Genomic DNA, 24,937 nt, shown 5'->3' with positions numbered 1-24,937 from the left:
GAGGACCGTCCCCCTGGACAGGGCCCAGCCACGGTCGGCGGTTGGGGCCCACCGTGCTGTGCCGTAAAGAAAAAATTATGCTTGCGTCGGTACGTGACCGTTGCGCGCGGCGGGCCAGCTCATGCGGATGCGCATCCCCTTGGGACTGGGGAACACTTCCACGTCATCGGCCAGCCCCGCGATCACCGCGATGCCGAACCCTGACATGAACGAGTCGGACAGCATGCCCAGATCGAGAGGTTGCTCCTGCTTGATCTCGTCGCTGGGAGCCTGATCGCTGACCGTTACCTCGAACCGCCCCGAATCGTCTTTCAGCTCGATGCGGATGGGCTCTCCCGGGCAGTGTGCGCGATGCGCCTCAACCGCCCGGGAGCAGGCCTCACCGACGGCGAGCCTGACCTCGTCCAGCAGTGACTCCTCCACGCCTGTGCGCCGGGCGATCGCCGTCGCGACCAGCCGGGCGGTCCGCACATGCGCGGGGAGGGCGCTGAACGTGAGCTCGACGGTAGCCATCACTACTTGTCTTTGCCGTGAGCTTCCTTGGCCTCGTCGACCGAAGCGTAGATCCCGAAGACCTTGGTCAGCCCGGTGATCCGGAAGATCTTGAGGATGCGCTCCTGCGTGCACACCAGCTCGAGCGAACCGTCGTGCGCCCGAACCCGCTTGAGCCCCCCGACCAGGACACCGAGGCCCGTCGAGTCGAGGAAGTCGACCTTCTCCATGTTGACGAGAAGGTGGAAGTTGCCCTTGTTCACCAGGTCTATGAGGAGCTCACGCAATCTCGGCGCCGTGTAGACATCGATCTCACCCTCGACCTCGACGATGGTGAGTCGGTCCTCGTTGTGGTGATCCAACTTCAGATCCACAGATCCTCCAGCGCCTCGCCTGCGAAAGTACCCTTGCGGGCCTGGCAGTCTGGAACGGGGCTCCAGACCGTCTGACCCCGACGCGCGGCATTCAACCACGCGTCTGGCTTGTGTCTATACGAAATCACGATTCCCGGCGACTTTGCCCACGGATGCAGACTGGAAACAGTGACTTCCTCCGCTTCCTCCCCACACCGGCCAGGTCCACTCCTCCGGCACCTGCTCGGAGTTCCCGCACGTCATGAGCGTGTCACCCATGTGGAGCATGTTCCAGCACGTCAGGCTGGTCAAGCGGGATGGCCGAATTGGGCGCCGGAACTCTTGGTTACGCGCTTGGCGAACCGCGGCATCTCGGGATTGTGGCCACACCAGTACGAAGCCGCCGACCTAGCCCATCGTGGCCGAAACGTGATCATTTCTACCGGAACGGCGTCCGGGAAGTCGCTGGCGTACCTCACTCCGGCCGTCGCCTCCTGCCTCGACGGCGGCACCGTCCTCTACCTCACACCCACCAAGGCCCTGGCCGCCGACCAACTCCGCAGCCTCCGCGAACTCCGCATCACACAGCTCCGCGCGGCCTGCTTCGACGGTGACACCCCGTTCGAGGAACGTACCTGGATCCGGCAGCACGCCAACTACGTACTGACAAATCCCGACATGCTGCATCGAAGCATCCTGCCGCGGCATGCCCAGTGGTCATCGTTCTTCCGGCGGTTGCGCATGGTCGTGGTGGACGAGTGCCACGGGTACCGCGGGGTGTTCGGCTCGCACGTGGCGCAGATCCTGCGCCGCCTGCGCCGGATCTGCGCCCGATACAACTCTCAGCCCGTTTTCCTGCTGGCCTCAGCGACCGCCAGCGAACCCGGGGCGTTCGCGATGCGCCTGACGGGGCTTGAGATGGCCGAGGTGACGTCGGACGGGTCTCCGAAGGGTGCGACGACCATCGCGCTCTGGGAGCCGCCCCTGACCGAACTACGGGGCGAGAGAGGCGCTCCAGTGCGCCGCACCGCCACGGCCGAGGCCGCGGACCTCCTCACGGACCTCGTCCTGGCGAACGTCCGCACCCTCGCTTTCGTCCGCTCACGCCGCGGCGCCGAAACGGTCGCCCTCGCTGCCCGCGCCAAACTCGCCGACGTCGCTTTTTCCCTAGGTGGTACGCCTGGGGCGCCCACGGGCGGCTCAGGCACGCAATCGGGTACGAGCGCCCCTACGGCCGGCGCTTTCGGCACGCCACCACTTCCCACAGTCCAGGACCTCCCCACAGCGGCCCCCGACCAGGGCGCCCCCTTGTCGCCCACCCTCCACGGCACCCCCTCGCAGTCCCCAGACCACGACGCCCCCTTGCCGCCCACCGACCGCGACGCCCCCTCTCAGTCCCCAGACCACGACGCCCCCTTGTCGCCCACCCTCCACGGCACCCCCTCGCAGTCCCCTGACCAGGGTGCCGCCTCGCCGTCCCCAGACCGCGAAGCGCCCACTCTGGACCACGACGGGCCCTCCCAGCCGCCGGGCCGCAGCATCACCCCGCCGTTCCTCGACCACGGCGGGGACGTCCCCTCGGCGTCCGCTGATCGCGAGGCGCCCTCGCCGCCCCCAGACCAGGGCGCACTGTCCTGGGCGTTGCCCGATTCCGCCGACTGGGCCGACCTCCCGGACCGAATCGCCGCCTACCGGGCCGGGTACCTCGCCGAAGACCGCAGACTGCTCGAAAAGGCCCTCCGCTCGGGCTCCATCATGGGCCTGGCCACCACGAACGCCCTCGAACTCGGCGTAGACGTCTCCGGCCTGGACGCCGTCCTCATCGCCGGCTGGCCGGGCACCCGAGCCTCTCTCTGGCAACAGGCGGGCCGAGCAGGCCGCGACGGCCAGGAAGCTCTCGCCGTACTCATCGCCAGGGACGACCCCCTCGACACCTACCTCGTACACCACCCCCAAGCCCTTTTCGGCCAGCCCGTAGAGGCGATCGTGCTCGACCCAGACAACCCGTACGTCCTCGGCCCCCATCTCTGCGCCGCCGCCGCGGAGATCCCGCTGACCGACGCCGACCTGCCCGTCTTCGGCCCCACTGCCCCGAACGTCCTCGCCGACCTCGTCACGCAGGGCCTGCTCAGAAAGCGTCCCGCAGGCTGGTTCTGGACCCGGCGCGAACGCGCCACCGACCTGGCCGACATCAGGGGCGGCGGAGGCGCGCCCATCCAGGTGGTGGAGTCCGCGACCGGCCGCCTCCTGGGCAGCGTGGACGAGCCGTCCGCCCACACCACCGTGCACACCGGCGCCGTCTACCTGCACCAGGGCGAGACGTACCTCGTAGAGCTCCTCGACCTGGAAGCCGGGGTCGCCCTCGTAGGCAGTTCGCAGCCCGACTACACGACGTTCGCGCGCGACATCACGGACATCTCCGTCCTCGCCTCCCTGCGTTCGCACGACCTCGGCCCCGGCAGCCTCCACTTCGGCGAGGTGGAGGTGACCCGTCAGGTGGTCTCGTACCTCAAGCGCCGCCTCCAGTCCGGCGAGATGCTCGGCGACGAGCCTCTGGACCTCCCGCCGCGTACCCTCCGCACCCGCGCGGTCTGGTGGACCCTCCCCGCCTCAGAGGTGGCCGCCCTGGCCGAGGAGGGCTTCGACCTGGGCGGCGCCGCCCACGCCGCCGAACACGCCGCCATCGGCCTGCTCCCCCTCTTCGCCACCTGCGACCGCTGGGACATCGGCGGCGTCTCCACGGAACTTCACGCGGACACGGGCCTGCTGACGGTGTTCGTGTACGACGGTCATGAGGGAGGCGCCGGCTTCGCCGAACGCGGCTACGCCCGTGCGACCGACTGGCTCACGGCCACCCGCGAGGCCATCGCCTCCTGCGAGTGCGAACGCGGCTGCCCATCCTGCATCCAGTCCCCGAAATGCGGGAACGGCAACGAGCCACTGGACAAACGCGGCGCCATCCACCTTCTGGACACCCTGCTCCGCTCCACTCCCACCTCGGTCTAGCCGAACACTCAACCACCCGAAGCCTGGATGTATCCAAGCGAAACCACCCTCGGCCGATTCCTCCGGCATACAGGGCGGAGTCGATGAGATCGCAGGCCGGGGACCGGGGCCGGGAACCCGGACTGCAGACCGGGACCGGGACCGGGACCGGGACCGGGACCGGGACCGGGACCGGGACCGGGACCGAGGACCCGGACCGAGGACCCGGACCGAGGACCCGGACCGAGGACCCGGACCGAGGACCCGGACCGAGGACCCGGACCGAGGACCCGGACCGAGATCGGAGGCCGGAAGACGGGTCGGGTTGGCCGTGAGTTAGCTGTCGCCGCCGCGATGGCGGTGACCGGCGAACGCGCTCTCATCCTCGTCAGCCGCCCAGAAGTCACCCGCCCCGGGCTGCGGGCGCTCCCAGAAGCCGCTGTCCTCCATGGCTCTGGGCGACGGCGGCAGGTAGTCGTCCCAGCGCTGTTCGATGCGTACGTCGGGCGGGGTGACGGCGGCGGCCGACTCAGGCACCACGATCACGGCCGAACTGGGCAATGCGATCCGAATAGGCTCCTGGCGGACCTCCCGACCGTCCAGATCAACCCGCATCCGACCGCCCTGGTCAACGCCCTCTCGGTCAGCTCCCGTTCGGCCACCCTGATCGACAGGCGCCCCGACCTCCTGCTCGATAGACACCCAGTCATCCTGATCGGCACCCATGTCCGCGTCGCTGAGGTGCAGCGGGAGAGCAGCACGCACCTCCGCTCGAGCCAACCCCTGCCCCGGCCCCTGAGCCCGACCGACACTCGGCCCCTGTTCAGAACGCCAGGCTGCGGCGGATGGCGTGGCGGGTAGATCCGAGGCCGCCGCCAGATTGAAGCGATCGGACGCAGCAGCCACACCGAACTGCCCAGACACTCCCAGACCAGGCCGATCGTGCGCCCCCATACCGGACCGATCAGGAACCCCCGCACCCAACCGATCAGACGTCGCCAGACCGGATTGATCCGACACGCCCACACCCGATCGATCGGGACCCCCCGCACCGAGCTGGTCAGACACTCCCAAACCGAGCCGGTCGGACGCCGCTGAGCCAGGGTGTTCCAAAGCCTGCATGCGAGACCGTACGGGCGCCTGCGCGCCTGACCGTTCCGGCGTACGCGGGGCCCCCGAAGCCTGAGGCTGAGGGCGCCCGCCAAGCCGCTCTGACGCGCGAGAAAGCTCCGACCTCTGGACGACGCCAGACCGCTCCGGCGCACCGGACTGTTCGGGCATTTGCGTACGAGAATGCTCACTGGCCGAACGGACCTTGGCAACGGCCAGGACCACCGCCGGACGCCGGGGCACCGAGGTAGTGGCGGACGGAACGCTGACCGTACTGAGCTGCGGCGAAATGCCCTGACTGGGCGAAGCGGCAGCCGCGTGCGACGTCGACCCCCCAGCAGTTGCAGCAGCTCCAGCGAGAGACCGGCGACGCGCCCACGCGCCTCCATGCGCGGCCAACAGCAACAAGACGAGCCCACCTGCGACGTACAGGCCGTACTGGCCGATACTTCCGGTCGGCGACTCCGATGACTGAGCCTTCACCTTGGAGTCGACGGGAGCGGATTCCGCGTCGCCTTTGGTGTCGTCGGGAGTGAGGCCGTCGGTCTTGCCCGAGTCTCCGGTCGTGTCAGCGGTCGGAATCGGGAGGTTGCCCTTGGGGTCGGTGTCGGGTATGGCGGGGAGCTTGTCGGTGCTCTTCGTCGTGGTCGTCTTGCGCGTGGGCACGGCCGTGGGCTGCGTGTGCTTCTTGCCGGGCAGCGTCGGCAGGGTGTCGACGCCCTTCTTGGTGGTCGGCGTTTCCTGTTTCGTAGCGGTCTTCTTGGGCTTGGCGGCTGGGGGAGCGGGAACGGTCACGTACGCGGCGCCGGAATTGCCCGACCCGATCGACCCCCCGTCACCGTCGCCCCTGAACGCCTTCACGGTGAAGCCCACCCGCTGCCCAGCCGCCTTGGACGGTACGGCGAGCACGGCCTTGCACGATGATCCAGAACAGGCGCTGTCGGCGGGCAGCCTGCCCACGATGCCGGACTGGCTGGTCGCGACCTCGTACGACTGGAGATCGGGCTCCGAACCCTTGCTCCATGTCACCACGATCTTCTCGGTGCCCTCCAGGGCCGCGGCGACGTTGTCCGGCGCAGCGGCGGGCCGCCTCAGCTTGAAGGTGCTCGTCGCGTAAGTGGTGCCGGTGATCTCGCCCTTGAGAATAACGTTGAAGGTCCCGTTGGGGACGCTGCCGGCGTCGAACGTACCGGAAAGCGTCTGGTTGGCCCCTCCGCCGGCGACCTTCTGCTTGGCGGTCGAGGGCCCCTCCACGTACACGCCCATGTTGAGCTGCATCACACCGGTACGCGCTGAGATCGGCACGGATCCGCTCGTGACCACCTGACCGTCGGACGGAGACGTGATCTCCCCAGGGCTCGCGCCTTGCCGCATCACCACGGCCGCCTGAGCGGACCCACCGAGCACGATGGATCCCGCCACAAGCGCCGTCGCGACTATCGCTCTGCCAACCACCGTCACGGCGCTTCCCTCCATAGAGAGCCTCGCGCCGCCTGACCACCCTGGGGCGTTCACGCGACGACCGGAAGTGCAGTCCGCTCGGCCGACATAGATCATCGACCGCCCCTGAATCCGCACCCTAATGGCTCAGATCCGGGCTATCCCAGACTCCGGTCCCAGACGGCATGGACTCACGGGTAAGCGGCACCTTATGTGAGCTATCTAACTCTTGGACACTCTGTCTAAGAAGTCGTAATTCGATTGCGACCTAGCCCCGACAGCCCCAGAAGCCACATTGTTCTGCGAAGCGAAAATCGCCTCTGCTTTCACGAACATTGCGCTAAATACCGGCCCCGCCCGGCCCCAACCCCCAGCGCGAACAAGGCCCGACCCTCTCAAAAGGGCAGACTCCGCACGGTGACCCCGCAGCACGGTAGCCGGGAGGTGGGAGGCGGGAGGGGCATGGAGCCAGGACCCGGGCTATAGGACAGGACGATGCAGCCACAAACGGGTCGCCGTCACACTCTCAGTTCCACACGTTCAGCCTCGGCGGCAACGTCGTCAGACCAGCTGATCGATCTACGCTTCCCCTCATGACTGCTACACCCCAGCGTGGTGGTTCTTTCTACGACTCGCCTACGACCTCTCAGAGGTATCTCGACCATCGTCACAGCGGGGTGACGAGCCCCAATCACGTCATGGAGGAGCCCGCGCTACTGGACGTGATGGGCAAGGTCACCGGCTTGCGGGTTTTGGATCTCGGTTGCGGGGACGCGGCCATCGGGCGGACTCTGCTGAACGCTGGCTGTAGTAGCTACCTGGGTCTGGACGGCTCTGCGGTCATGGTCGAGGCAGCCAGCGAAACCCTTCAGGGCACCTGTGGGCGTGCTGAGCAGGTGGATATGGAGGACTTCGCCGCCCCGCCGTCCTCGTTCGACCTGATCGTTTCTCGTCTCGCACTGCACTACGTCGAGGACTTTGTGGCGGTGTTGATGGCGTGCCATGCATGTCTTTCTCCTGGTGGGCGGATTGTTTTTTCGGTTGTTCATCCCGTTATCAGCTCCTATGACGCCGGGACAGGAGAGCCGCGCACGAACTGGATCGTCGATGACTACTTCCTCAAGGGGCCACGGCAGCGCAGCTGGTTGGGCGGCAGCGTCACCTGGTTTCATCGAACGGTTGAGGACTACGTAGATGCGCTGGTGAACGCCGGGTTTGCGCTGTCAGCTCTACGTGAGTGCGCTCCTCGGGAAGAGCGGTTCGACGGCGACTTGGCCGAGATGGCGCGTCGCCGCCGCGTTCCGCTCTTCCTGTTACTCGGTGGCACGCGGATCTGACCAGTCCAGGAGAACCGCCGGATAGGGTCTTTCACCTGCGGTCTTGTGTACTCGCCCGAATCACCGTGGTGGTCTGCCGCGCCGAGCGGGGCCGGATGTCCACGCCCTGGCTGAGCAACGTCCAGGTCACCCACTTGCCCGCCCTCGTTCACCAGATCCATCGGTCTTGGGTTGCTTGTGCGCGCCCTTCCGTGTCCACCTCACAGGCTGGCGCGTTCTGCCAGCAATCAGGTCCGCGTCACTACTCGTACTCGACCCTGTGCATGCTTATGCGGTTCGCGTTCCTGCTCTGGTTCGTGGTGCTTGGCCTGGTCCGCGTTCCTGCTCCGGTCGTGCTCCCCTGCTCGGCGTCCCTGCTCCGGTCCATGGGTGCCGGTCCATGGGTGCCGGTCCATGGGTGCCGGTCCATGGGTGCCGCGCTTGGTCTGTGTATTCGCTTGGGCCGGCGCGGGCTCTGCCGGTCAGGGTTCGTGTCCCTATGGCGGGCAGGGTGATGGTCAGCGAGGTTCGGACGTCTGCGATTTCACCTGTGAGTGTGCATTGGAGGAGTTGAACGGCGTTTTTCGCGGCTATGATCTTCGCCCTGTCGCAGGCGGCTTGAGGATCGACGATCGCGAGCCTGGCTGCGGCAAGAGCGCTCAGGTCGGCTGCGTCCTGTACATGATGACGTGCTACGCGTACGGAACCCACCGTGACGAAGGCCATGGCAACCGTCATGAGCAGGCCCATGAGCGCGACGCCCCACAATGACGCGGAGCCACGGTCTGCTTGCTTGGCGAACGTTGACTCTCGATGCTTCTTCGCGCATGTGTGCCAGTACGTCATGATTCCGTGTCAGCGGTCGCGGAGGCGGCTACTCGTACGGCGGGCAGAGACGCTCCCCATGCTGGTCGTACCTCCACCGAGACCTCTACTTTTGTGCTCTCTGGATTGCGGCTGATGTCCACCCGTGCGTTGGGCCGGGTGGCGGATTGAACGAGTTCGCGAACTTGGTCCAGCGGCTCGCCTCTGGCGGCGGCCCTCGCTGCGGCGCGCGCCGCGTCGACGCACGCCAACTGAACCCCGACTGCTTGGATCGCCCACAGCGCGGCGGCCAAGACGACCATCAGTGCGGGTAGGACCATGGCGGTCTCAGCTGTCACAGAGCCGCGCGATGCCGGGTGCTTCCTGTCCGATGACGGGCGTTTCACGTGCGATGTTGGCCGCTTCAGACGTGGGGTTGAACGTTTCACGCGTTTGGGGGTCGCAGCTTGGGGCGGGGTCATCCGGCTGCGTTGAGTGCCTGGTCGATGAGCTTCGAGAGCATCACTTGCACCTTTGGGCTGCTGACCACCTTGAACAGCACCGCTGCGAAGGCGCATGCGGCGATCGTGCCCACTGCGTATTCGGCTGTGGACATGCCGCGATCGCTGAGCGGTCCCGAACAGCGGATCCACCTGTCGGCGAGCCAGTTGTGGAGGTGGGCGGTTGGGTTGGCCGCTTTGGCGAGCTGTCGGTCTTCGGGGGGTGTGGCGGCAGCGTTCGGGGGAGTTGCCGCATCGTGCATGGTGCCTCCAGGTGATCGGGGCCGGGCGTTGTCCGGCGTGGGTCCAACGGTGCCTGAAGGCTGGATGCGGCGGACGGCCCGAACAGGGTTCTGGGGATAAGTGGAGGCGTCGGAGCGGCCTGTTGATAGGTGGTAGGGCACCTGTGGATGAGCGATAGGGCAAGGCATACTGCCTGCGCCTGGGTCGGCTCGGAAGTCCACGCTGATTCGAGGCCAGGCCGACCGGCTCGAAGGCGTGGCGCCCGTGTCGGCCAGACGCATCAGGTAGTCGAGATCGTTGGTGTCGCCCGCGTGCCCGACGACGATCTTCGTCAGGTCCACGCCCTCCTTGGCGAAGAAGTCGAGCGCTATCAGCCTGCTCTGCGGACGGGTGCTGCTGAGCACAGGCAGGTTTCAGTTCGAGGGCGCAGGCCGACTGCAGAGCTCAGACGGGTTCGGGAACTCAGGCCCGCCCCGGAGCCCAGGCAGGCAGGTTCCTGGGCACGGGCGGGTCCTCAAGCGCAGCCCGATCCTGGAGCAGAGCAGTCCGGGGTGGGCAGGTCCTGGGCAGGTCCTGGGCAGGTCCTGGGGAGGGCAAGCCCGGGGAGGAAGGCCAGTCCCGGGACTGGCCCCTGGATGCAAGCTGGGCCCGAAGCACGGGCTGGTCTCTGGGTAGGTGCTACGGGAAGGTGATGGCGGTTGCGAGGCCGGCGACGATGGGGATGATGCCGAGCAGGACGAAGGCCGGTAGGAAGCACAGGCCGAGAGGTGCTACTGCCTTGACGCCCACGCTCCTGGCTGCGGCCACGGAGGTGGCTCGGGTGGATTCGCGAGCGTCGTTGGCCAGGCGGGTCAGGACGTCTGCCACTGGGGCGCCGGTCTGAGCGGCTCTGCTCATTGCTCGTGACAGTTGTGCCGTAGCCGGTTCTCTGGCGAGAAAGGCCCAGGTGGGGTCTGGGTCGGCGCCCAGCCGGAGTTGGCGGCTAACCCATGACAGGCGCTGGCCGAGTGGGCCGGCCAGTGTTTCTGCTGCTATCTCGGTGGCCGCGCTGACCGGCTGCCCGGCGAGTAGGCAAGCTGCCATCAGGTCGGCGGCGAACGGCAGGTCTGTGGTGATCTGTTTGGTGTCTTGGCGGGCTTCTGGGTCGTCTCGTCTGTGTAGGGCCACACCGACGATCGGGGCGATGAGCAGGGCCGCTATCAGTCCGGCTGCTCCGCCGATGAGTAGAGCGGTGATGAGGGCGGCGCTGAGGGCTCCGACGATCGTGCGGCGGGTGATCGGTTGGGGTGAAGTTGCGGGGTGATCGAGCCAGGTTGGCGGGGAGAGAGTGTCGGTATCCGGGCGTATGGGGGACGTGTCGGCATTTGGCCCTGCGGAGGGTGCGCGTGTGGGTCGCTGGGGTCCGGGGCGGTTTTGGGCGGCCGCTCCTGGCGGTAGCAGGCGGGTCAGGCGTTCGGCCGGGGTTGTCGGTGAGATCCACAGCCAGGTTGCTGCGCAGGCACAGGCTGCGGAGAGCAGTTCGAGCATCGTCGGGGATCCGTTCCGGTAAGTTGCGCGGCGCGATCGCTTGAGGAAGGAGATAGCAGCCAAGGAGCCGGTCGCTGCCGTTGAAGTGGACGGGCTGAAACGGGCGCCGCTGAGTGGCCGTAGTGGCCAAGGCTGAGGGTGGCCAAGGCTGAGGTCTGGGCGGGTCGTGGCTGAGGTCTGGGCGGGTTGAGGCGGAGGTCTGGGCGGGTTGAGGCTGAGGTCTGGGCGGGTCGTGGCTGAGGTCTGGGCAGGTTGTGGTTACGAGTTTTCAGCGTGGGTCGCCATCTGGTGGGTCCACCACAGGCCGCAGGCGTCGAGAGCGATACCGGCCGTGAGGCAGGCGAGGCCGGGGAGGTTGCCGAAGAGGAAGGCGAGTGGGTGCATTCCCAGTGCGCTTCCCATGAGGAGGCCTAGGGCGGGGAGTGCGGCCAGCATTCTCGCGGTGGTGCGAGGGCCGGCCAGTTGTGCCGTGACGTCCTGGCGGTGGGCTTGGGCTGAACGTAGCGTGCTGCCGACGCGTTCTACGAGGGCAGCTAGTCCTGCGCCTACGGTGACGCTGACGCTCCAGCAGGCCGCCAGGCTGCGTAGTCCCTCGCCGCCCTGCTGTGGGGCCACGGAGACGAGAGCCGTGGACACGTCGCCGCCATCCCTTGCCGCCGCCATCACCGGGCGTAGGGCTTCCGGGTCTGGGAAGTCCACTGCGTTGATCGCTCTGGTGAGAGCTTCGCCTGGAGTACGGCCTGCGGTCAGTTCGGCTGAGAGGGCTTGGCAGAGCTCGATCGATGCTCGGCGCCAGGCGTCGGCGCGACGGGCTGGGCTGGGGCGGGTGATCAGGTGTTTTATGGATCGCTGCTGGAATGGCTCGCGGATGGAGGTCATCCTGTCGAGGCGGGCTGTGGCAGTGCTTGGGCCGGTCCACAGCCATATGGCGGCTGCTGTGGACAATGCGGCCATGAGGGCTGCGATCACAGGATTTACGCTCCCTTCGCTCGTCGTGGTCCGGTCGGGTGAGCTTGGTCGGTGGCAGTGCAGGGCCGGTGACGGTGCAGGGTCGGCTCGGCGCGGTTCGGTGGCTCGGTGACGATACGTGGTCGGGTGAATGTCGCCGGGGCGAGGTACGGATCGAGTGATGCTTGCCGGGGAGGTGCGGGTCAGTGGAGGTACGGGTTGGGTGTACGCAGCGCCGATGCTCGCTACGGCTGGGTGGAGGTACCGGTCGGGAATCTTCGGTCATGGTCCGGGGCGTACGACACGTCGCCGAACGTACGAGGCGGGGGACGTACGAGAGGAACTCTCAGTAATGGTCTGGGCGTAGGACGACGTCATCGGGTGCGGTATGGATCGGCGAGCTCACTGGGCACGTGACGCGTGACTTGGATTCGGTCGTGGGCTGCATCGCTCGCTTGCCGTTCGGCCTGGTCGCGATGCCTCTTTACGGCTGCGGTGCAGCGTGGAGGCGACGTCCGTAGGTCTTTGCCACGCGCCGCGAATTCGGGCGGCTGCGACAGGCTCGTCACGTCGTGAGGTTGGTCATGGACGAGTCCGCTCCGTCAGGGCGTCGTGTCCTGGGCCGGTGCGCGGGTAGCCTTTTGTGTCGAAGGTCAGGGCGGTTACGGATTCGACGAAGCCTGTCGAAGATCTCGACAGGAGGCAGATTTCCGCTACACGGCGGCGTCCGTCGGAGCGGTTGCGGGTCAGGTGGATGACCACGTCCAACGCGGCGGCGAGTTGGCTGTGAACGGCTTCTCTGCTCAAGCCTGCCGCGCATCCCAGCGCCTCCAGCCGAGGCGGTACGTCGGCGGCCGCGTTGGCGTGCAACGTGCCGCAGCCGCCCTCGTGGCCGGTGTTCAGGGCGGCCAGCAAATCCACTACTTCGGCGCCCCTGACCTCTCCGACCACTACTCGGTCGGGGCGCATGCGGAGGGCCTGGCGTACCAGGTCTCGTAGGCCGACGCCGCCGGCGCCTTCGAGGTTTGGTGGACGGGACTCCAGGCGTACGACGTGGGGGTGGAGCGGGCGGAGTTCGGCTGAGTCTTCTACGAGAAGCAGGCGTTCACCTGGGTCGGCCAGCGACAGCAGGGCTGACAGGAGAGTTGTCTTGCCTGTGCCGGTGCCGCCGGTCACCAGGAATGCCAGCCTGGCTGTCACGATGGCCGTCAGTAGTGGTACTGCCGACGGTGGGATCGTGCCTGCCGTCACCAGGTCGGGCAAGGTGTACGTCCGTCTTGGTGGCAGACGGAGCGACACGCAGGTGCCGCCTGAGGCGATCGGCGGGAGCACGGCGTGGAGGCGTACTCCTCCGGCCAGTCTTGCGTCCACATACGGCGAGGCGTCGTCCAGGCGCCTGCCGGCGGCGGCTGCCAGACGTTGGGCCAGCCTGCGGACGGCGCTGTCGTCGGTGAACGTCACCGAGGTCCTGCGCAGGCCGTGGCCGTCGTCGACCCATACCTCGCGAGAGCCGTTGACCAGGACGTCCGTGACGTCGGGCTCTGCCAGGAGGGGCTCCAGTGGGCCTGCTCCTATGAGGTCGGCGCAGAGGGAACGGGCTACGGCGAGGATCTCGGCGTCGCCGTATACGGATTTTTCGGCTCGTAGGGCTACTGCTACCTGGGCGGCGCTTGGTTCGACGCCGGTTCGGGCCAGCCGTACGCGCACTGCCTCGATCAGCTCGGGTGAGACGCCCGGGTTCATGTGCTCATTTCCTTGTGCTCTGTGCTCTGTGTTGGTTCTGGCCTGTGCTCGCTGCTGGGCCGACATGCGCTGATCCCTGTGCGGACTGGGTGACAGCGCGTCCGCTGTGGATGGTGCTTTCCGGCACGAGGCTGCCCGCCCTGCCCGGGAGCCTCACGGGCACGGCAACGGGCACAGACGCGGGCGAGCGTTAGGGCGTGGGGGTGGGAGCTACGGCTGTCTGGTCACGGTGGGAGTAGGTCGCGTAGGAGGGACGTGCAGAGGGCGCCGAGGACGGTGCGGGGGCCGAGCTTGGGGAGTTCGCCGCGGTTCAGGGTGGTGGGGAGGCGGGGCTGGTCGGGTAGGTGGCCGGCGGAGGGGATGCCGAGGGAACTCGCCACCACGTCGTCGTCGAGGACGCCGGGGCGGATGACTGCGCGGATGTCTGAGGTGTGCCGGTTGACCTCCGTGAGGACCTGGGCGGCGGCCAGGACGCCGCGTACGTCGGCCGTGGCCACGAGCAGGGTGCCGCTCGCCCTTGCCAGTGCCTCGATGGCGGCGGGGTCGAGGTGGCGCGGGAGATCGACGACCACCACGTCGAAGCCGCGGTGTCCGGCTTCCAGCACCGAGCGCATGGCCTGGGCGGGGATCGTCCGTACCTCGCCGCGGTGGAAGGACAGGACCGTCAGGTCGCCGAACGCAGGCAGCGCGGCCTGCAGGGCCGCCGAGCCGACCCGGCCCTCGCGGGCCACCAGGTCTCCCCAGCGCGCGCCGGTGGCCTCCTCCTGTCCCAGCAACGCGTCGATGCCGCCGCCCAGCGGATCGGCGTCGATCAGCAGCGTGCGCAGGCGGTCGCCGGAGGCGCGCAAGGCCAGGCAGGCCGACAGGACGCTCGCGCCGGCCCCGCCCCGGCCGCCGATGACGCAGAGCACGACACCGGAGCGGGGATCGGGCTCCATGGCGTCGGCGAACTCCTCCACAAGGCGCCGCTCGCCACCGGGCAGGTCGATGACGGCCTGAGCGCCTACGGCCACACATCGGCGCCAGCTGTCGGGGTCTTCCGGGTCGCGGGTGACCAGGAGCACGCCGTCTCGGGCGGGTGGTGAGGTGGCGGCCATCGCGTCGGCCAGGTCGCCGCCTATCACCACCAGGGGTGCGAGGTTCCAGAAAGGGCGCGCGTGGGCGGGGGCGTGGGCCACGTCGAGCTGGGCTCCGGCTGCGGCGGCAACGCGGACGAGGTCGTCGAGTAGGTCACGGTCTTCGGTGATGACCAGTGGGCGGTGCATGAGGGTCTCCCTGATCTGGTGGTCGGGAGGTACACCATGCGTCGGGAGGGTGGGGTGGCGGGGCGCCGAACGTGGTTCTGTGGACGACGGGGCTGGAGGAGAGAGGTCCTGTGGACGACGGGAGGGGAGTAGGGGGATTCGTCCCTGTGGACGAAGGCCCTGGGGCCGAAGGGGCCAGGGGCCGAGGGGGCCAGGGGAACCCAAGTCGCATAGAAAAGGGGCGACCCCCGCCGGGGGGGAGAGCGGGGGTCGCCTGATCGGTCCGGCTCCGGGGGGGTAGAGCCGGTCCCGTTTCAGAAGAAAGCTTTCATCACTTGACCAGAGCATGGCAAGAGACTGGCAATGCAAACCCGTGCACAGTCGCCCCAGTTTCAAGAGATACCCCCGTATGCTGCCCGATCAACTTGAGTTTCGTCGAGGAGCAATCTCGCATTTTCGCCAAGTTTTTTCGCCCCCTCATAACGATCACATAAAGCAGCTCACTCAGAGTGATCGTCACAGGTTGATAACCACAGCAAAACCCCCGGTCGCGCGAAATCTCCGCCCCCGCAGGCCCTCGTCCGGGTAAAGGTCTTGCTCCCAGGGGTTCCCATCAGGGCGGATCCGTCGTACAAAGGTGACACGGACCACTTGTCCGGGTGCGTCAACCAGGCACCCACGCGCGACCAGCCGCGGGAGGCGCGTCGTGACGGGCTTGTCCCGCTCCGACGAATAGAGGTGCACGCTTGGTAACCCGGTGTGACGTATCGGCCGACGGCGTCTCATGACTGAGACGCCGTCAGCTATGTCAGCCGGAGTTATGTCAGCCCCGTTGCAGCGCCTCGCAGATCGCGGTCGTCTCGCGTACGCCAAGAGTCACCGCGGCGGCACAGTGTCGTACCCAGGCCGCCACCCCGTCGGGGGATCCGCTCAGGTAGGCCCGCAGGCCATCGGCATAGGGCAGCTCCAGATGCCCCACTTCGACGGCCACCAGCGACTTCGGATCCAGCCCGTACTCGACCAGTGTGAGCCGTTCGGCCGAGCGCGCGACGACGCCGTCGGCCGTACCGAACGGACGCAGCACGGCCAGCTCCGCGTGGACGACGGCGGCCAGCACGAGCGCGGGCGCCTTCGTGGGGGCTTCGAGCAGCCCGAACAGGCTCTCCAGACGCGCGGCCAGCTCCTCGTCCGGGGTACGCGGCCGGCCGAGTGAGTCCGTGAGACCCGCCGCGGCGACCGTGTGCAGGCGGGCGAGCACCTGACGGGGGGCCTTGCGCCAGGTGGAGCCCAACCGGCCCAGCTCGGCTGACGCGCGCAGGGCGCCCTGGACGACGGGATCCTCTACCGAGCCCTGTCGCAGCTCGTCCAAGGGCACGTCGACGCCCTCGATGGCCGCCGACGCCCGCGCTCCGCGCAGTGACGACTCGGCCGACACGGTCGGGCTCGCGCGGCGCAGGACGCGATGGCGATACAGCCCGTCTACGGCCTGCCTGGCCTCCTCCACCGCCTCGGGAACGCCGGGAAGTGCCGCGATGACAGCCAGTGGATCACTCACGGCATTCAACACTAGCGGGGGACCCAATAAACCCACCCATTGGCCCGTTCCATATTGGTTCGGTGCCAAGATGACAACAGTTCAATAGCACGTGTAAGACCACTTGATAACCGGATCGGCCGCGCGTCGCCACATGTACAGACCTGTCTAGACCTCTTGTGTGCGGAGCAGGTGAGCTGGTGGAGTGGGACACGACCCGTCAGTTCTGGCCATAGAAGGAGTACGAGGTGGCCCCGGAAACCCCTGGCAACGAGCCCCAGGCGCTGTCGAACCTGCTGCAGGAGAACCGCCGGTTCGCACCGCCGGCCAACCTGGCGGCGGCGGCGAATGTGACCTCCGCCGCGTACACCGAGGCGGCGGCCGACCGGCTCGCGTTCTGGGAGAGTGCGGCTGACCGGCTGACCTGGGCCAAGCGGTGGGAGACCACGCTTGAGTGGAACGCGCCGTTCGCCAAGTGGTTCGTCGGCGGCGAGCTGAACGTCGCCTACAACTGCGTCGACCGCCACGTCGAAGAGGGCCGCGGCGACAAGGTCGCCTACCACTGGGAGGGCGAGCCCGAGGGCGACACCCGTACCCTCACCTACAACGACCTGAAGTCCGAGGTCAGCAAGGCCGCCAACGCCCTGCTGGAGCTGGGCGTGCGCAAGGGCGACCGCGTCGCCGTCTATATGCCGATGATCCCCGAGTTGCCGATCGCGATGCTGGCCTGCGCCAGGATCGGCGCGGTCCACTCGGTGGTGTTCGGCGGGTTCTCGGCGACCGCGCTGAAGAGCCGCATCGACGACGCCGACGCCAAGCTGGTCATCACGGCCGACGGCGGCTACCGCCGCGGCGCCCCCTCGGCGCTCAAGCCGACCGTGGACGAGGCCGTCGCCGAGTGCCCGCAGGTCGAGCATGTCCTGGTCGTCCGCCGCACCGGCCAGGACGTGGCGACGAGCGACAAGGACGTGTGGTGGCACGACGTGGTCGAGCGGCAGAGCGACCAGCACACCGCCGAGCCGCACGACGCCGAGGACCCGCTGTACATCCTGTACACCAGCGGCACCACCGGCCGGCCGAAGGGCATCCTGCACACCACCGGCGGATACCTGACCCAGACGGCCTGGACGCACCACGCGGTCTTCGACCTCAAGCCGGAGACCGACATCTACTGGTGCACGGCCGACATCGGCTGGGTGACCGGACACTCCTACATCGTGTACGGCCCGCTCGCCAACGGCGCGACCAGCGTCATCTATGAGGGGACTCCCGACACCCCGCACCGGGGCCGGTTCTGGGAGATCGTGCAGAAGTACAAGATCACGATCCTCTACACCGCCCCCACGGCGATCCGGACGTTCATGAAGTGGGGCGACGACATCCCCGCCAAGTACGACATGTCCAGCCTGCGCATCCTCGGCTCGGTCGGCGAGCCCATCAACCCCGAGGCGTACGTCTGGTACCGCGAGCACATCGGCCACGAACGCTGCCCGGTCGTCGACACCTGGTGGCAGACCGAGACCGGCGCCATCATGATCAGCCCGCTGCCGGGCGTCACCAGCGGCAAGCCGGGCGCCGCGATGCGCCCGCTGCCGGGCATCAACGCGGACGTGGTCGACGACCAGGGCAACAGCGTGCCCGACGGGGGCGGCGGCTTCCTGGTGATCCGTGAGCCGTGGCCGTCGATGCTCCGCACGATCTGGGGCGACGACCAGCGCTACATCGACACGTACTGGAGCCGGTTCGAGGGCATGTACTTCCCCGGCGACGGCGCCAAGAAGGACTCGGACGGCGACCTGTGGCTGCTCGGCCGCGTCGACGACGTCATGCTCGTCTCGGGCCACAACATCTCCACGACAGAGGTGGAGAGCGCGCTGGTGAGCCACCCGAAGGTCGCCGAGGCGGCCGTCGTGGGCGCGACCGACCCGGTGACCGGGCAGGCCATCGTGTCGTTCGTGATCCTGCGCGGCACCGCGGAGGAGGGCGCCGACATCGCCTCCGAGCTGCGCAACCACGTGGCCAAGGCGCTCGGTCCCATCGCCAAGCCGCGGCAGATCCTGGTGGTCCCCGAGCTGCCCAAGACCCGCTCGGGGAAGATCATGCGCCGCCTGCTCCGCGACGTCGCGGAGAACCGCAGCGTGGGCGACGTCACCACGCTGGCCGACAGCACCGTGATGGACCTCATCTCGGAGAAGCTCCCGTCCGCCAAGAGCGAAGACTGATCCTTTACGGCACGGCCAACCTGGCGCCACCCGCCGCACGTGGCGGGTGGCCTCCAGGGGAACGGCCGCTGACCCCGGACGGGGCCGGCCGCCGTGACGTGCGCTTTCTGGGCCGGTTACCGGGTTTTCTGGGCCGGTTACCGGGTTAGGGTGAAAGTGGTGTGCCGGGAAGTCGGGTCGGCGTCACGGGGAAGCGATCCCCGCGACACCTGCCAGAGGAGACCCCGTGCGCAAGACCATCGAGATGTGGCCCTTCCCACCCACCGTCCGCTACGCACGCACCGTGGCCGAGGCGCTGCGCGCCGAGACGATCGGCGGCATCGTCATGCTGACCGCCACCGTCGCCGCGCTGGTCTGGGCGAACGTCGCGCACGGCGGCTACGCCGCGCTCCAGCACGCCGCGCTCGGCCCCATGGAGCTCTATGAGTGGGCGCAGCACGGCCTGCTGACGGTCTTCTTCTTCGTGGCCGGGCTGGAGGTCAAGGAGGAGTTCGTCCACGGGGAACTGGCCAACCTGCGCAAGGCCGCGCTGCCCATCGTCGCCTCCCTGTCCGGCATGGCCGTGCCCGCCCTCGTGTACCTCGCGGTGAGCTGGGGGGCGCCGGGCGCGGCGCGCGGCTGGGCGATTCCCACCGCCACCGACATCGCCTTCGCGCTCGCCGTGCTGGCCGTGACCGCCAGCTCGATGCCCCCGGCCCTGCGGGCGTTCCTGCTGACCAGCGCGGTCGTCGACGATCTCGGCGCCATCACCATCATCGCCGCCTTCTACACCGACCACCTGAACCTGCTCATGCTGGCGGCCGGCGCCGCCCTGATCGCCGTCTACGGGATCCTGCAGCGCTCGGGCGCCGGGAGGCTGTGGATGTACCTGCCGCTGGCCGTGGGCGCCTGGTACGCCGTGGAGGCCAGCGGCGTCCACGCGACCGTGGCGGGAGTGGCGCTCGGTCTGCTCACCCGCGTCACGACGCGAGAGCACGAGACCCGCTCCCCCGCGGAGGCCGCCGATCACTACCTGCGGCCCATCTCCGCGGGCTTCGCGGTGCCGGTCTTCGCGTTCCTGTCGGCGGGGGTGAAACTCGACGGGTCCAGCCTCGGCGGTATCTTCTCCGATCGGGTAGTTCTGGGAGTGGTAGCGGGGCTCGTGATCGGGAAGTTCCTGGGTGTGTTCGGCGGTGCCTGGCTGTCCGTACGGCTGGGCCTGACGAAACTATCCAAAGAGCTCCAATGGCGGGACATGGCGGCGGTGTCGCTGCTGGCCGGGATCGGGTTCACGGTGTCGCTACTGATCGGCGACCTGGCTTTCGGCGCCGACCGGGAGCGGGCCGACGCCGTGACGACCGGGATCCTCGCGGCCAGCCTCACCGCCTCCGTCCTGGCGGCGGTGCTGCTCCACGTACGGGTGCGCAAGCGCCGCATCGCGCTGGATGATGTTTGACAGGGCCACCAGGCCTCGATAGGAGACGTTCATGCCGCAGACTCCCGAGGAAGAATCCCTGGGCTCACTGGTCGCCCAGGCGAGCGATCACATCTCGACCCTGGTCCGCTCGGAGATCGAGCTGGCCAAGGCCGAGCTCAGGTTCGACGCCAAGCGGGTCGGCACGGCCGGTGGCCTGTTCGCCGCCGCCGCCTTCATGGCGCACCTGTGCCTGATTCTCGCCTCGTTCACGATCGCGTTCGTGCTCGCCCAGTGGCTGCCCAACTGGGCGGCCTTCCTCATCGTGACCGTCTTCTACCTGGTGGTCGCCGCGCTGCTGGTGTTCATCGGCACGCGTAGGCTGAAAGGGCTCGCCGGAATGAAGCGTACGACCAGGTCGATCAAGGGCCTCAAGGAGATCGCCACTCCGGAGAAGGAGATAGAGCCGGTGACCAGTGATGGCGCCTGACGAGTCGGTCGTCCAGATCGAGGGCCCGTGGAAGCACCGCGCGGTGCACGCCGGCGGCACCCGCTTCCACGTCGTGGAGGCCGGTGAGGGGCCGCTGGTCCTGCTGCTGCACGGGTTCCCGCAGTTCTGGTGGACCTGGCGCAACCAGCTGCGGACGCTGCCCGCCGCCGGGTTCCGCGCGGCCGCGGTGGACCTGCGCGGCTACGGCGGCAGCGACAAGCCGCCGCGCGGCTACGACCTGCCCACACTGGCCGGTGACGCGAGCGGCCTGATCCGCGCGCTCGGCGAGAGCGGGGCCATCGTGGTCGGCCACGACTGGGGCGGCCTGCTCGCCTGGACGATGGCGGTGCTCGACCCGAAGTGCGTGCGCCGGCTGGTCACCGTGTCCGCGCCGCACCCGCTGCGCATGCGCAGGTCGCTGCTGACCGACCCGTTCGGCCAGTTGCGGGCGACCCGCCCGTCGATCGGCTACCAGCTCCCGCTGCTGCCCGAGCGCCGGCTCACCCGTAACGACGGCTCGCTGGTCGGCAAGATGCTTGACGCGTGGTCGGGCCCGGGCTGGCCGGACGCGCAGACCGCGCGCGTCTACCGCGAGGCGTTCCGCATCCCGACCGTCGCCCACTGCGCGCTGGAGTATCACCGCTGGTTCGGCCGCTCCCAGTTCCGTCCCGACGGCCTGCGTTTCGCCAGGACCATGAAGGCCGAGATCGAGGCCCCCACCCTGCAACTGCACGGCGCGCTCGACCGCCGGGTGCTGCCGCGCACCGCCCAGGGATCGGGCGGCTACGTGACCGCTCCCTACCGATGGCGACTGATCGAGGGCGCCGGCCACTTCCCCCACGAGGAGACCCCCGACGTGTTCGATGCCGAGCTGATCGGCTGGCTGTCCGACCCGGAGCCTGACCGATGAGAGACCGCGACCCCGAGGGCAAGCCGCGCAACGCCCGGCCACGCGACGCCTACGGCCGGCCGCTGCCCTACGGCTCGACCGGCGTGGACCGGGTGCCCGACGACTACGCGCCCTCCACACCGCAGGCCCTGGCCGACGGGCGCCGCTTCCTGAGCGAGGGCCTGCCGTTCAACGCGCACGAGGTGTTCGAGGGCCGCTGGAAGTGCGCGCCCGATGACGAGCGCGAGCTGTGGCAGGGGCTGGCGCAGATCTGCGTCGGGCTGACGCATCTCCAACGCGGCAACGGGCGCGGGGCACTGACCCTCTTCGGCCGGGGCGCCGCCCGCGTGCAGTCGTACGGCGAGCCGTACGACTCGGTGGGCCGGGCGGCGTCGGGCCTGAGCCCCGACAGCGACCCGGGGCAGGCCATCGCGCTGATCCTGAGCGAGCTGCCCGGCTAGTCGCACTCCTGCGTGCCGGCCGGCGTGGTGTCGGTCCTGCCCTGGTCGGCGTCGGGCCTGACCTCGTTGGCCGTCAGCACGTAGCCGGTGTCCTCCTGGCTGACCGCGGCGGCGAAGACGACCCCGAACACCTGCCCGTTCACGGTCAGGAGCGGGCCGCCGGAGTTTCCGGGCAACACCTTGCCGCGGATCGCGTAGACCTTCCGGGTGACGTTCCTGCTGTGGTAGATGTCGGGGCCCTCGGCGTCGAGCTGGCTACGGATGCGGGCCGGCTCCGCCGTGAAGCCCTGGCCCTTGGGGAAACCGGCGACGATGGCGTTGTCGCCCTTCTCCGCGGTGCCGTCGAAGGAGAGCTGCGGCAGGTCCAGCCCGGGGACGTACAGGATGGCGATGTCCCGCTGCGGGTTGTAGCGGACGACCGTGGCCGGGTGGCGCTTGTTGTCGTAGGCGAGGACGTTCAGGTCACGTGTCACGCCGGCGACCACGTGCGCGTTGGTCATGATCCGGTCCTTGGCGTAGACGAACCCGGTGCCCTCGATGAGCTTGTTGCAGCTCTCGGCGTTGCCCTGCACCTTGACGATGGCCCGCTGCGCCCGGCCGAGCTTGGCGCCCTGCAGGATGCTGCGCGCCGGCGGCGGCACGTCGACGAGCTGGCCCGCGCCGATGGCGTCGAACACCGGCGGGAACTCCGACCGGTCGACGAACTTCTTGAACGGCTGCTGCCAGTTGCGCGCGGTCTGCGGGATCGAGTCGTCGACCGTGGTGAGCAGCATGGAGTTCTTCACCTGGTCGACGAGCGGGGTGAACGCCGTCGACACGATCAGCGACCCGATCAGCCAGGCGATCACCAGCACCGACAGCGCGCTGGCGAACGTGCCGCCGACCGCGTCGGCGACCTTGGCCGGCTCCCAGGTGACATGGCTGCGCACCACGGCGCCGATCGTCGAGGAGGCGAACTGGCCGATCGTCGCGGCCAGGAAGACGATCACGATCGCGAGCAACGCCTGCGGCGTGTCACCGCTGACGACGGCCTTGGCGATGGGAGGCGCGATGAAGACCCCGAGCACGGCCCCGCCGACGAAGCCGACGAAGCTCATGACACCGATGATGAAGCCCTGCCGGTAACCCGAGATGCCGAAGGCGATCACGAGGCCGATCAATATGAGGTCAAGCAGATCACCGCGCACGTTTCAAAGGTAACCAGCGATCCGGTCAAGTGTGCACGTCTTCCCAAGGACGTCGTCAGCGGCTGGTTACCGTTGGCGCCATGCCGCCGACCGACGAATCAGTGCGCGGCCTCATCGAAGCGGCTCTTGACGACGACGATCCCGACGGGGCGGTGCGCTGGCACGTGATCTCCGTACTACGGCAGCGTGACGATCTGGAGTCCTTCATCGAGGCGCGGCGGCTCTGCGCGGCGGACGACGTCACCCAGCGCCTGCTCGGAGTGGACATCATGGGCATGCTGAAGGCGTTCGCGGACCGGACGCTGCCCGTCCTGCGCTACCTGGCGGCCAGCGGGGACGACGTCATGGTGCTCTACTCCGTGCTCATCGCCTTCGGCCACCTGGCCGACCCCCGGTCGCTGCCGTCCGTGCTGGATCTGGCCGTGCACGACGACCCACGCGTCAGGTACGGGGCCGCGTACGCGCTCCAGCACGTGCTGGGCGACCCGCCGGACCGCGCCGGGCTGAACGCGCTGCGGGCACTGGCCGCCGACAGCGACCCCGACGTGGCCGGCTGGGCCGCGCTCGGCGTCGCGCTGACCACGGGCGACTCGGACCGCCTGGGCCCGGTGGTCTGAAGCTCTGTTCAGCCCCGTGACGCCAGGTCCAGGACGTCGGGCGGCATCTCCTCCACCTGCTCGGGGTCCCACGGCCGCTCCAGGCCGCCTTCGCGCAGCACCGCGTCGAGCACCATCGCGGTGAACCCCCACACCAGCATGCCGCGCACCCGGAAGGCCGGCCCGGCGAAGCCGCGCGGATGCCGCAGCGTGAACCGGTTGCCCGGATCGACCAGCTCGGCGATCGGCACCCGCTCCACGGACTCGACCTCGGCGGGCGAGGCCGCGTGCACCGCCGACGGTGTATGCCACCAGCCCACGACCGGTGTGACCCGGTTGTCGCTGCGCCAGACGAAGAGCTCGGGCATCGTGCCGAGCACGGTCACACCGCCCGGGTCGAGGCCGGTCTCCTCCTCCGCCTCACGCAGCGCCGCCCCGACGGGCCCGCCGTCCTCCGGATCCACGCCGCCGCCCGGGAACGCCGGCTGGCCCGCGTGCCTGCGCCCGCGCGAGCTGCGCTGAATGAGCAGCACGTCGGGGCCGAGCGGCCCCTCGCCGAACAGCAGCAGGACCGCCGCGGGCCGGCCACCCTCGGCGGGCGGCCGCAGCCCGGAGGGGACCGAAGTCCGTACGGCCCGCGCCGCGAGCCGGTCGAGCCAGTCAGGCACCTGATTCACGCAAACTCCAACACGCCGGGGGTTCGGGGGCTTCCCCGCTTACGAGAAGGGACCTGATCTGACGAGCTTCTGGGCTTTGGCGGTGTCCGTGGGGCCGGTGCCGTACGAGGGGCAGAGGGCGGCCAGGGGACAGACGCCGCAGGCCGGCGTACGAGCGTGGCAGATGCGGCGGCCGTGCCAGATCACCCGGTGCGAGAAGATCGTCCACTCGCGCTTGGGGATCAGCTCCCCCACCACGTGCTCGATCTTGACCGGGTCGGTCTCGTCGGTCCAGCCGAAGCGGCGGACCAGCCGCTGGAAGTGCGTGTCGACGGTGAGCCCCGGCACGTCGAAGGCGTTGCCGAGCACCACGTTGGCCGTCTTGCGGCCCACGCCGGGCAGCTTGACCAGGTCCTTCAGCTTGCCGGGCACCACCCCGCCGTGGTGTTCGCACACGGCCTGGGCCATGCCGATGATGCTGTTGGTCTTGGCGCGGAAGAACCCCGTCGAGCGGATGATCTCTTCCATTTCGGCTCGGTCGGCGGCCGCATAGTCATCCACTGTCGGGTACTTGGCGAAGAGGATCGGAGTAACCATGTTGACCCTCTTGTCCGTACACTGCGCCGAGAGGATCGTCGCGACCAGCAGTTCGAGCGGGGTACCGAAGTCGAGCTCGCAATGGGCGTCGGGGTAGGTTTCCGCCAGGATGCGATTCATCCGGCGTGCGCGACGCACGAGGGCGAGCCTGGACTCAGTGGGCATTCCCATAGCCTACGTGTGCCGCCTGGAGTGGGGTGCGTCACA

22 protein-coding genes are annotated in these 24,937 nt (G+C 68.6%); 8 read left to right on the top strand and 14 right to left on the bottom strand.

The features are described from left to right. Nucleotides 1-75: 75 nt before the first annotated feature. Both ACGFNP_RS12405 and ACGFNP_RS12400 read right to left on the bottom strand, forming a co-directional pair. A complete protein-coding gene (locus ACGFNP_RS12405; RefSeq protein ID WP_219529099.1) occupies nt 76-513 on the bottom strand; it encodes an ATP-binding protein in 438 nt (145 codons plus the stop codon). Between the two features lie 2 nt (nt 514-515). Beyond that, a complete protein-coding gene (locus ACGFNP_RS12400) occupies nt 516-866 on the bottom strand; it encodes an STAS domain-containing protein (protein WP_020542579.1) in 351 nt (116 codons plus the stop codon). Between the two features lie 408 nt (nt 867-1,274). On the opposite strand from ACGFNP_RS12400, the gene ACGFNP_RS12395 reads away from it, so the two are divergent. Then, nucleotides 1,275-3,851 carry a DEAD/DEAH box helicase gene (locus ACGFNP_RS12395; RefSeq protein WP_393317728.1) on the top strand — a complete coding sequence of 859 codons (2,577 nt, stop codon included), beginning with the start codon at nt 1,275-1,277 and terminating at the stop codon, nt 3,849-3,851. 315 nt (nt 3,852-4,166) lie between these two features. Here the strand turns inward: ACGFNP_RS12395 and ACGFNP_RS12390 are convergent, their stop codons facing one another. Continuing rightward, nucleotides 4,167-6,401 carry a hypothetical protein gene (locus ACGFNP_RS12390; protein WP_393317725.1) on the bottom strand — a complete coding sequence of 745 codons (2,235 nt, stop codon included), beginning with the start codon at nt 6,399-6,401 and terminating at the stop codon, nt 4,167-4,169. A 677-nt stretch (nt 6,402-7,078) separates the two neighbouring features. Here ACGFNP_RS12390 and ACGFNP_RS12385 point away from each other — a divergent pair. Then, nucleotides 7,079-7,717: a class I SAM-dependent methyltransferase gene (locus ACGFNP_RS12385; protein ID WP_393317722.1), complete on the top strand. Its 639-nt coding sequence runs from the start codon at nt 7,079-7,081 to the stop codon at nt 7,715-7,717. Nucleotides 7,718-7,984: 267 nt separating this feature from the next. Here ACGFNP_RS12385 and ACGFNP_RS12380 read toward each other — a convergent pair whose 3' ends face one another. The 8 genes from ACGFNP_RS12380 to ACGFNP_RS12345 all read right to left on the bottom strand — a co-directional run bounded on the left by ACGFNP_RS12380 (nt 7,985) and on the right by ACGFNP_RS12345 (nt 16,260). Further along, entirely contained in the window at nt 7,985-8,542 is a 558-nt protein-coding gene (locus tag ACGFNP_RS12380) for an Rv3654c family TadE-like protein (RefSeq protein ID WP_393317719.1), read from the bottom strand. Further along, nucleotides 8,539-8,982: a TadE family type IV pilus minor pilin gene (locus ACGFNP_RS12375; protein WP_393317716.1), complete on the bottom strand. Its 444-nt coding sequence runs from the start codon at nt 8,980-8,982 to the stop codon at nt 8,539-8,541. The genes ACGFNP_RS12380 and ACGFNP_RS12375 overlap by 4 nt, the downstream gene beginning before the upstream one ends. Beyond that, on the bottom strand, nt 8,979-9,647 hold the full coding sequence (locus ACGFNP_RS12370) for a DUF4244 domain-containing protein (protein ID WP_393317713.1): 669 nt from the start codon (nt 9,645-9,647) through the stop codon (nt 8,979-8,981). The genes ACGFNP_RS12375 and ACGFNP_RS12370 overlap by 4 nt, the downstream gene beginning before the upstream one ends. 274 nt (nt 9,648-9,921) lie before the next feature. Next, entirely contained in the window at nt 9,922-10,326 is a 405-nt protein-coding gene (locus ACGFNP_RS12365; RefSeq protein WP_358339418.1) for a type II secretion system F family protein, read from the bottom strand. Between the two features lie 702 nt (nt 10,327-11,028). Beyond that, a complete protein-coding gene (locus ACGFNP_RS12360) occupies nt 11,029-11,649 on the bottom strand; it encodes a type II secretion system F family protein (RefSeq protein WP_393317710.1) in 621 nt (206 codons plus the stop codon). A 651-nt stretch (nt 11,650-12,300) separates the two neighbouring features. Continuing rightward, nucleotides 12,301-13,461 (bottom strand): TadA family conjugal transfer-associated ATPase, encoded by a 1,161-nt coding sequence (locus ACGFNP_RS12355; protein WP_393317707.1) that lies wholly within the window; start codon nt 13,459-13,461, stop codon nt 12,301-12,303. A gap of 224 nt (nt 13,462-13,685) precedes the next feature. Beyond that, on the bottom strand, nt 13,686-14,726 hold the full coding sequence (gene ssd / locus ACGFNP_RS12350) for a septum site-determining protein Ssd (protein WP_393317704.1): 1,041 nt from the start codon (nt 14,724-14,726) through the stop codon (nt 13,686-13,688). Nucleotides 14,727-15,528: 802 nt separating this feature from the next. Then, complete coding sequence (locus ACGFNP_RS12345; protein WP_358339360.1) at nt 15,529-16,260, bottom strand: oxidoreductase; 732 nt, start codon at nt 16,258-16,260, stop codon at nt 15,529-15,531. A 227-nt stretch (nt 16,261-16,487) separates the two neighbouring features. Between ACGFNP_RS12345 and acs the strand changes: the two genes are divergently transcribed. From acs to ACGFNP_RS12320, 5 genes are all read left to right on the top strand, one after another. Beyond that, entirely contained in the window at nt 16,488-18,461 is a 1,974-nt protein-coding gene (acs, locus tag ACGFNP_RS12340; protein WP_358339358.1) for an acetate--CoA ligase, read from the top strand. A gap of 226 nt (nt 18,462-18,687) precedes the next feature. Further along, nucleotides 18,688-19,896, top strand: coding sequence for a Na+/H+ antiporter NhaA (gene nhaA, locus ACGFNP_RS12335; protein WP_393317700.1), 1,209 nt, complete (start codon nt 18,688-18,690; stop codon nt 19,894-19,896). 31 nt (nt 19,897-19,927) lie between these two features. After that, on the top strand, nt 19,928-20,344 hold the full coding sequence (locus ACGFNP_RS12330) for a phage holin family protein (RefSeq protein WP_358339354.1): 417 nt from the start codon (nt 19,928-19,930) through the stop codon (nt 20,342-20,344). Continuing rightward, the gene (locus tag ACGFNP_RS12325) at nt 20,334-21,254 is read left to right on the top strand and encodes an alpha/beta hydrolase (protein ID WP_358339352.1); all 921 of its coding nucleotides are present in this window, start codon (nt 20,334-20,336) and stop codon (nt 21,252-21,254) included. The genes ACGFNP_RS12330 and ACGFNP_RS12325 overlap by 11 nt, the downstream gene beginning before the upstream one ends. Beyond that, nucleotides 21,251-21,694: a DUF309 domain-containing protein gene (locus ACGFNP_RS12320; RefSeq protein ID WP_358339349.1), complete on the top strand. Its 444-nt coding sequence runs from the start codon at nt 21,251-21,253 to the stop codon at nt 21,692-21,694. The genes ACGFNP_RS12325 and ACGFNP_RS12320 overlap by 4 nt, the downstream gene beginning before the upstream one ends. On the opposite strand, the gene ACGFNP_RS12315 is transcribed toward ACGFNP_RS12320, so the two are convergent. Further along, the gene (locus tag ACGFNP_RS12315) at nt 21,691-22,881 is read right to left on the bottom strand and encodes a MarP family serine protease (protein ID WP_393317695.1); all 1,191 of its coding nucleotides are present in this window, start codon (nt 22,879-22,881) and stop codon (nt 21,691-21,693) included. The genes ACGFNP_RS12320 and ACGFNP_RS12315 overlap by 4 nt on opposite strands. A gap of 80 nt (nt 22,882-22,961) precedes the next feature. Here ACGFNP_RS12315 and ACGFNP_RS12310 point away from each other — a divergent pair, with 80 nt between their 5' ends. Next, nucleotides 22,962-23,498 (top strand): HEAT repeat domain-containing protein, encoded by a 537-nt coding sequence (locus ACGFNP_RS12310; protein ID WP_393317692.1) that lies wholly within the window; start codon nt 22,962-22,964, stop codon nt 23,496-23,498. An 8-nt stretch (nt 23,499-23,506) separates the two neighbouring features. Here the strand turns inward: ACGFNP_RS12310 and ACGFNP_RS12305 are convergent, their stop codons facing one another. Next, nucleotides 23,507-24,154 carry a CoA pyrophosphatase gene (locus ACGFNP_RS12305; RefSeq protein ID WP_358339341.1) on the bottom strand — a complete coding sequence of 216 codons (648 nt, stop codon included), beginning with the start codon at nt 24,152-24,154 and terminating at the stop codon, nt 23,507-23,509. 39 nt (nt 24,155-24,193) lie between these two features. Then, a complete protein-coding gene (gene nth, locus ACGFNP_RS12300) occupies nt 24,194-24,901 on the bottom strand; it encodes an endonuclease III (RefSeq protein ID WP_393317689.1) in 708 nt (235 codons plus the stop codon). Between the last annotated feature and the right edge of the window lie 36 nt (nt 24,902-24,937).

Origin of the sequence: Nonomuraea sp. NPDC049269 (genome assembly GCF_043197155.1) — a bacterium.
In the GTDB taxonomy this organism is placed as follows: Bacteria; Actinomycetota; Actinomycetes; order Streptosporangiales; family Streptosporangiaceae; genus Nonomuraea.
Note: the sequence above shows the minus strand (reverse complement) of the source record. Positions and strands in the feature narration are given on the sequence as shown.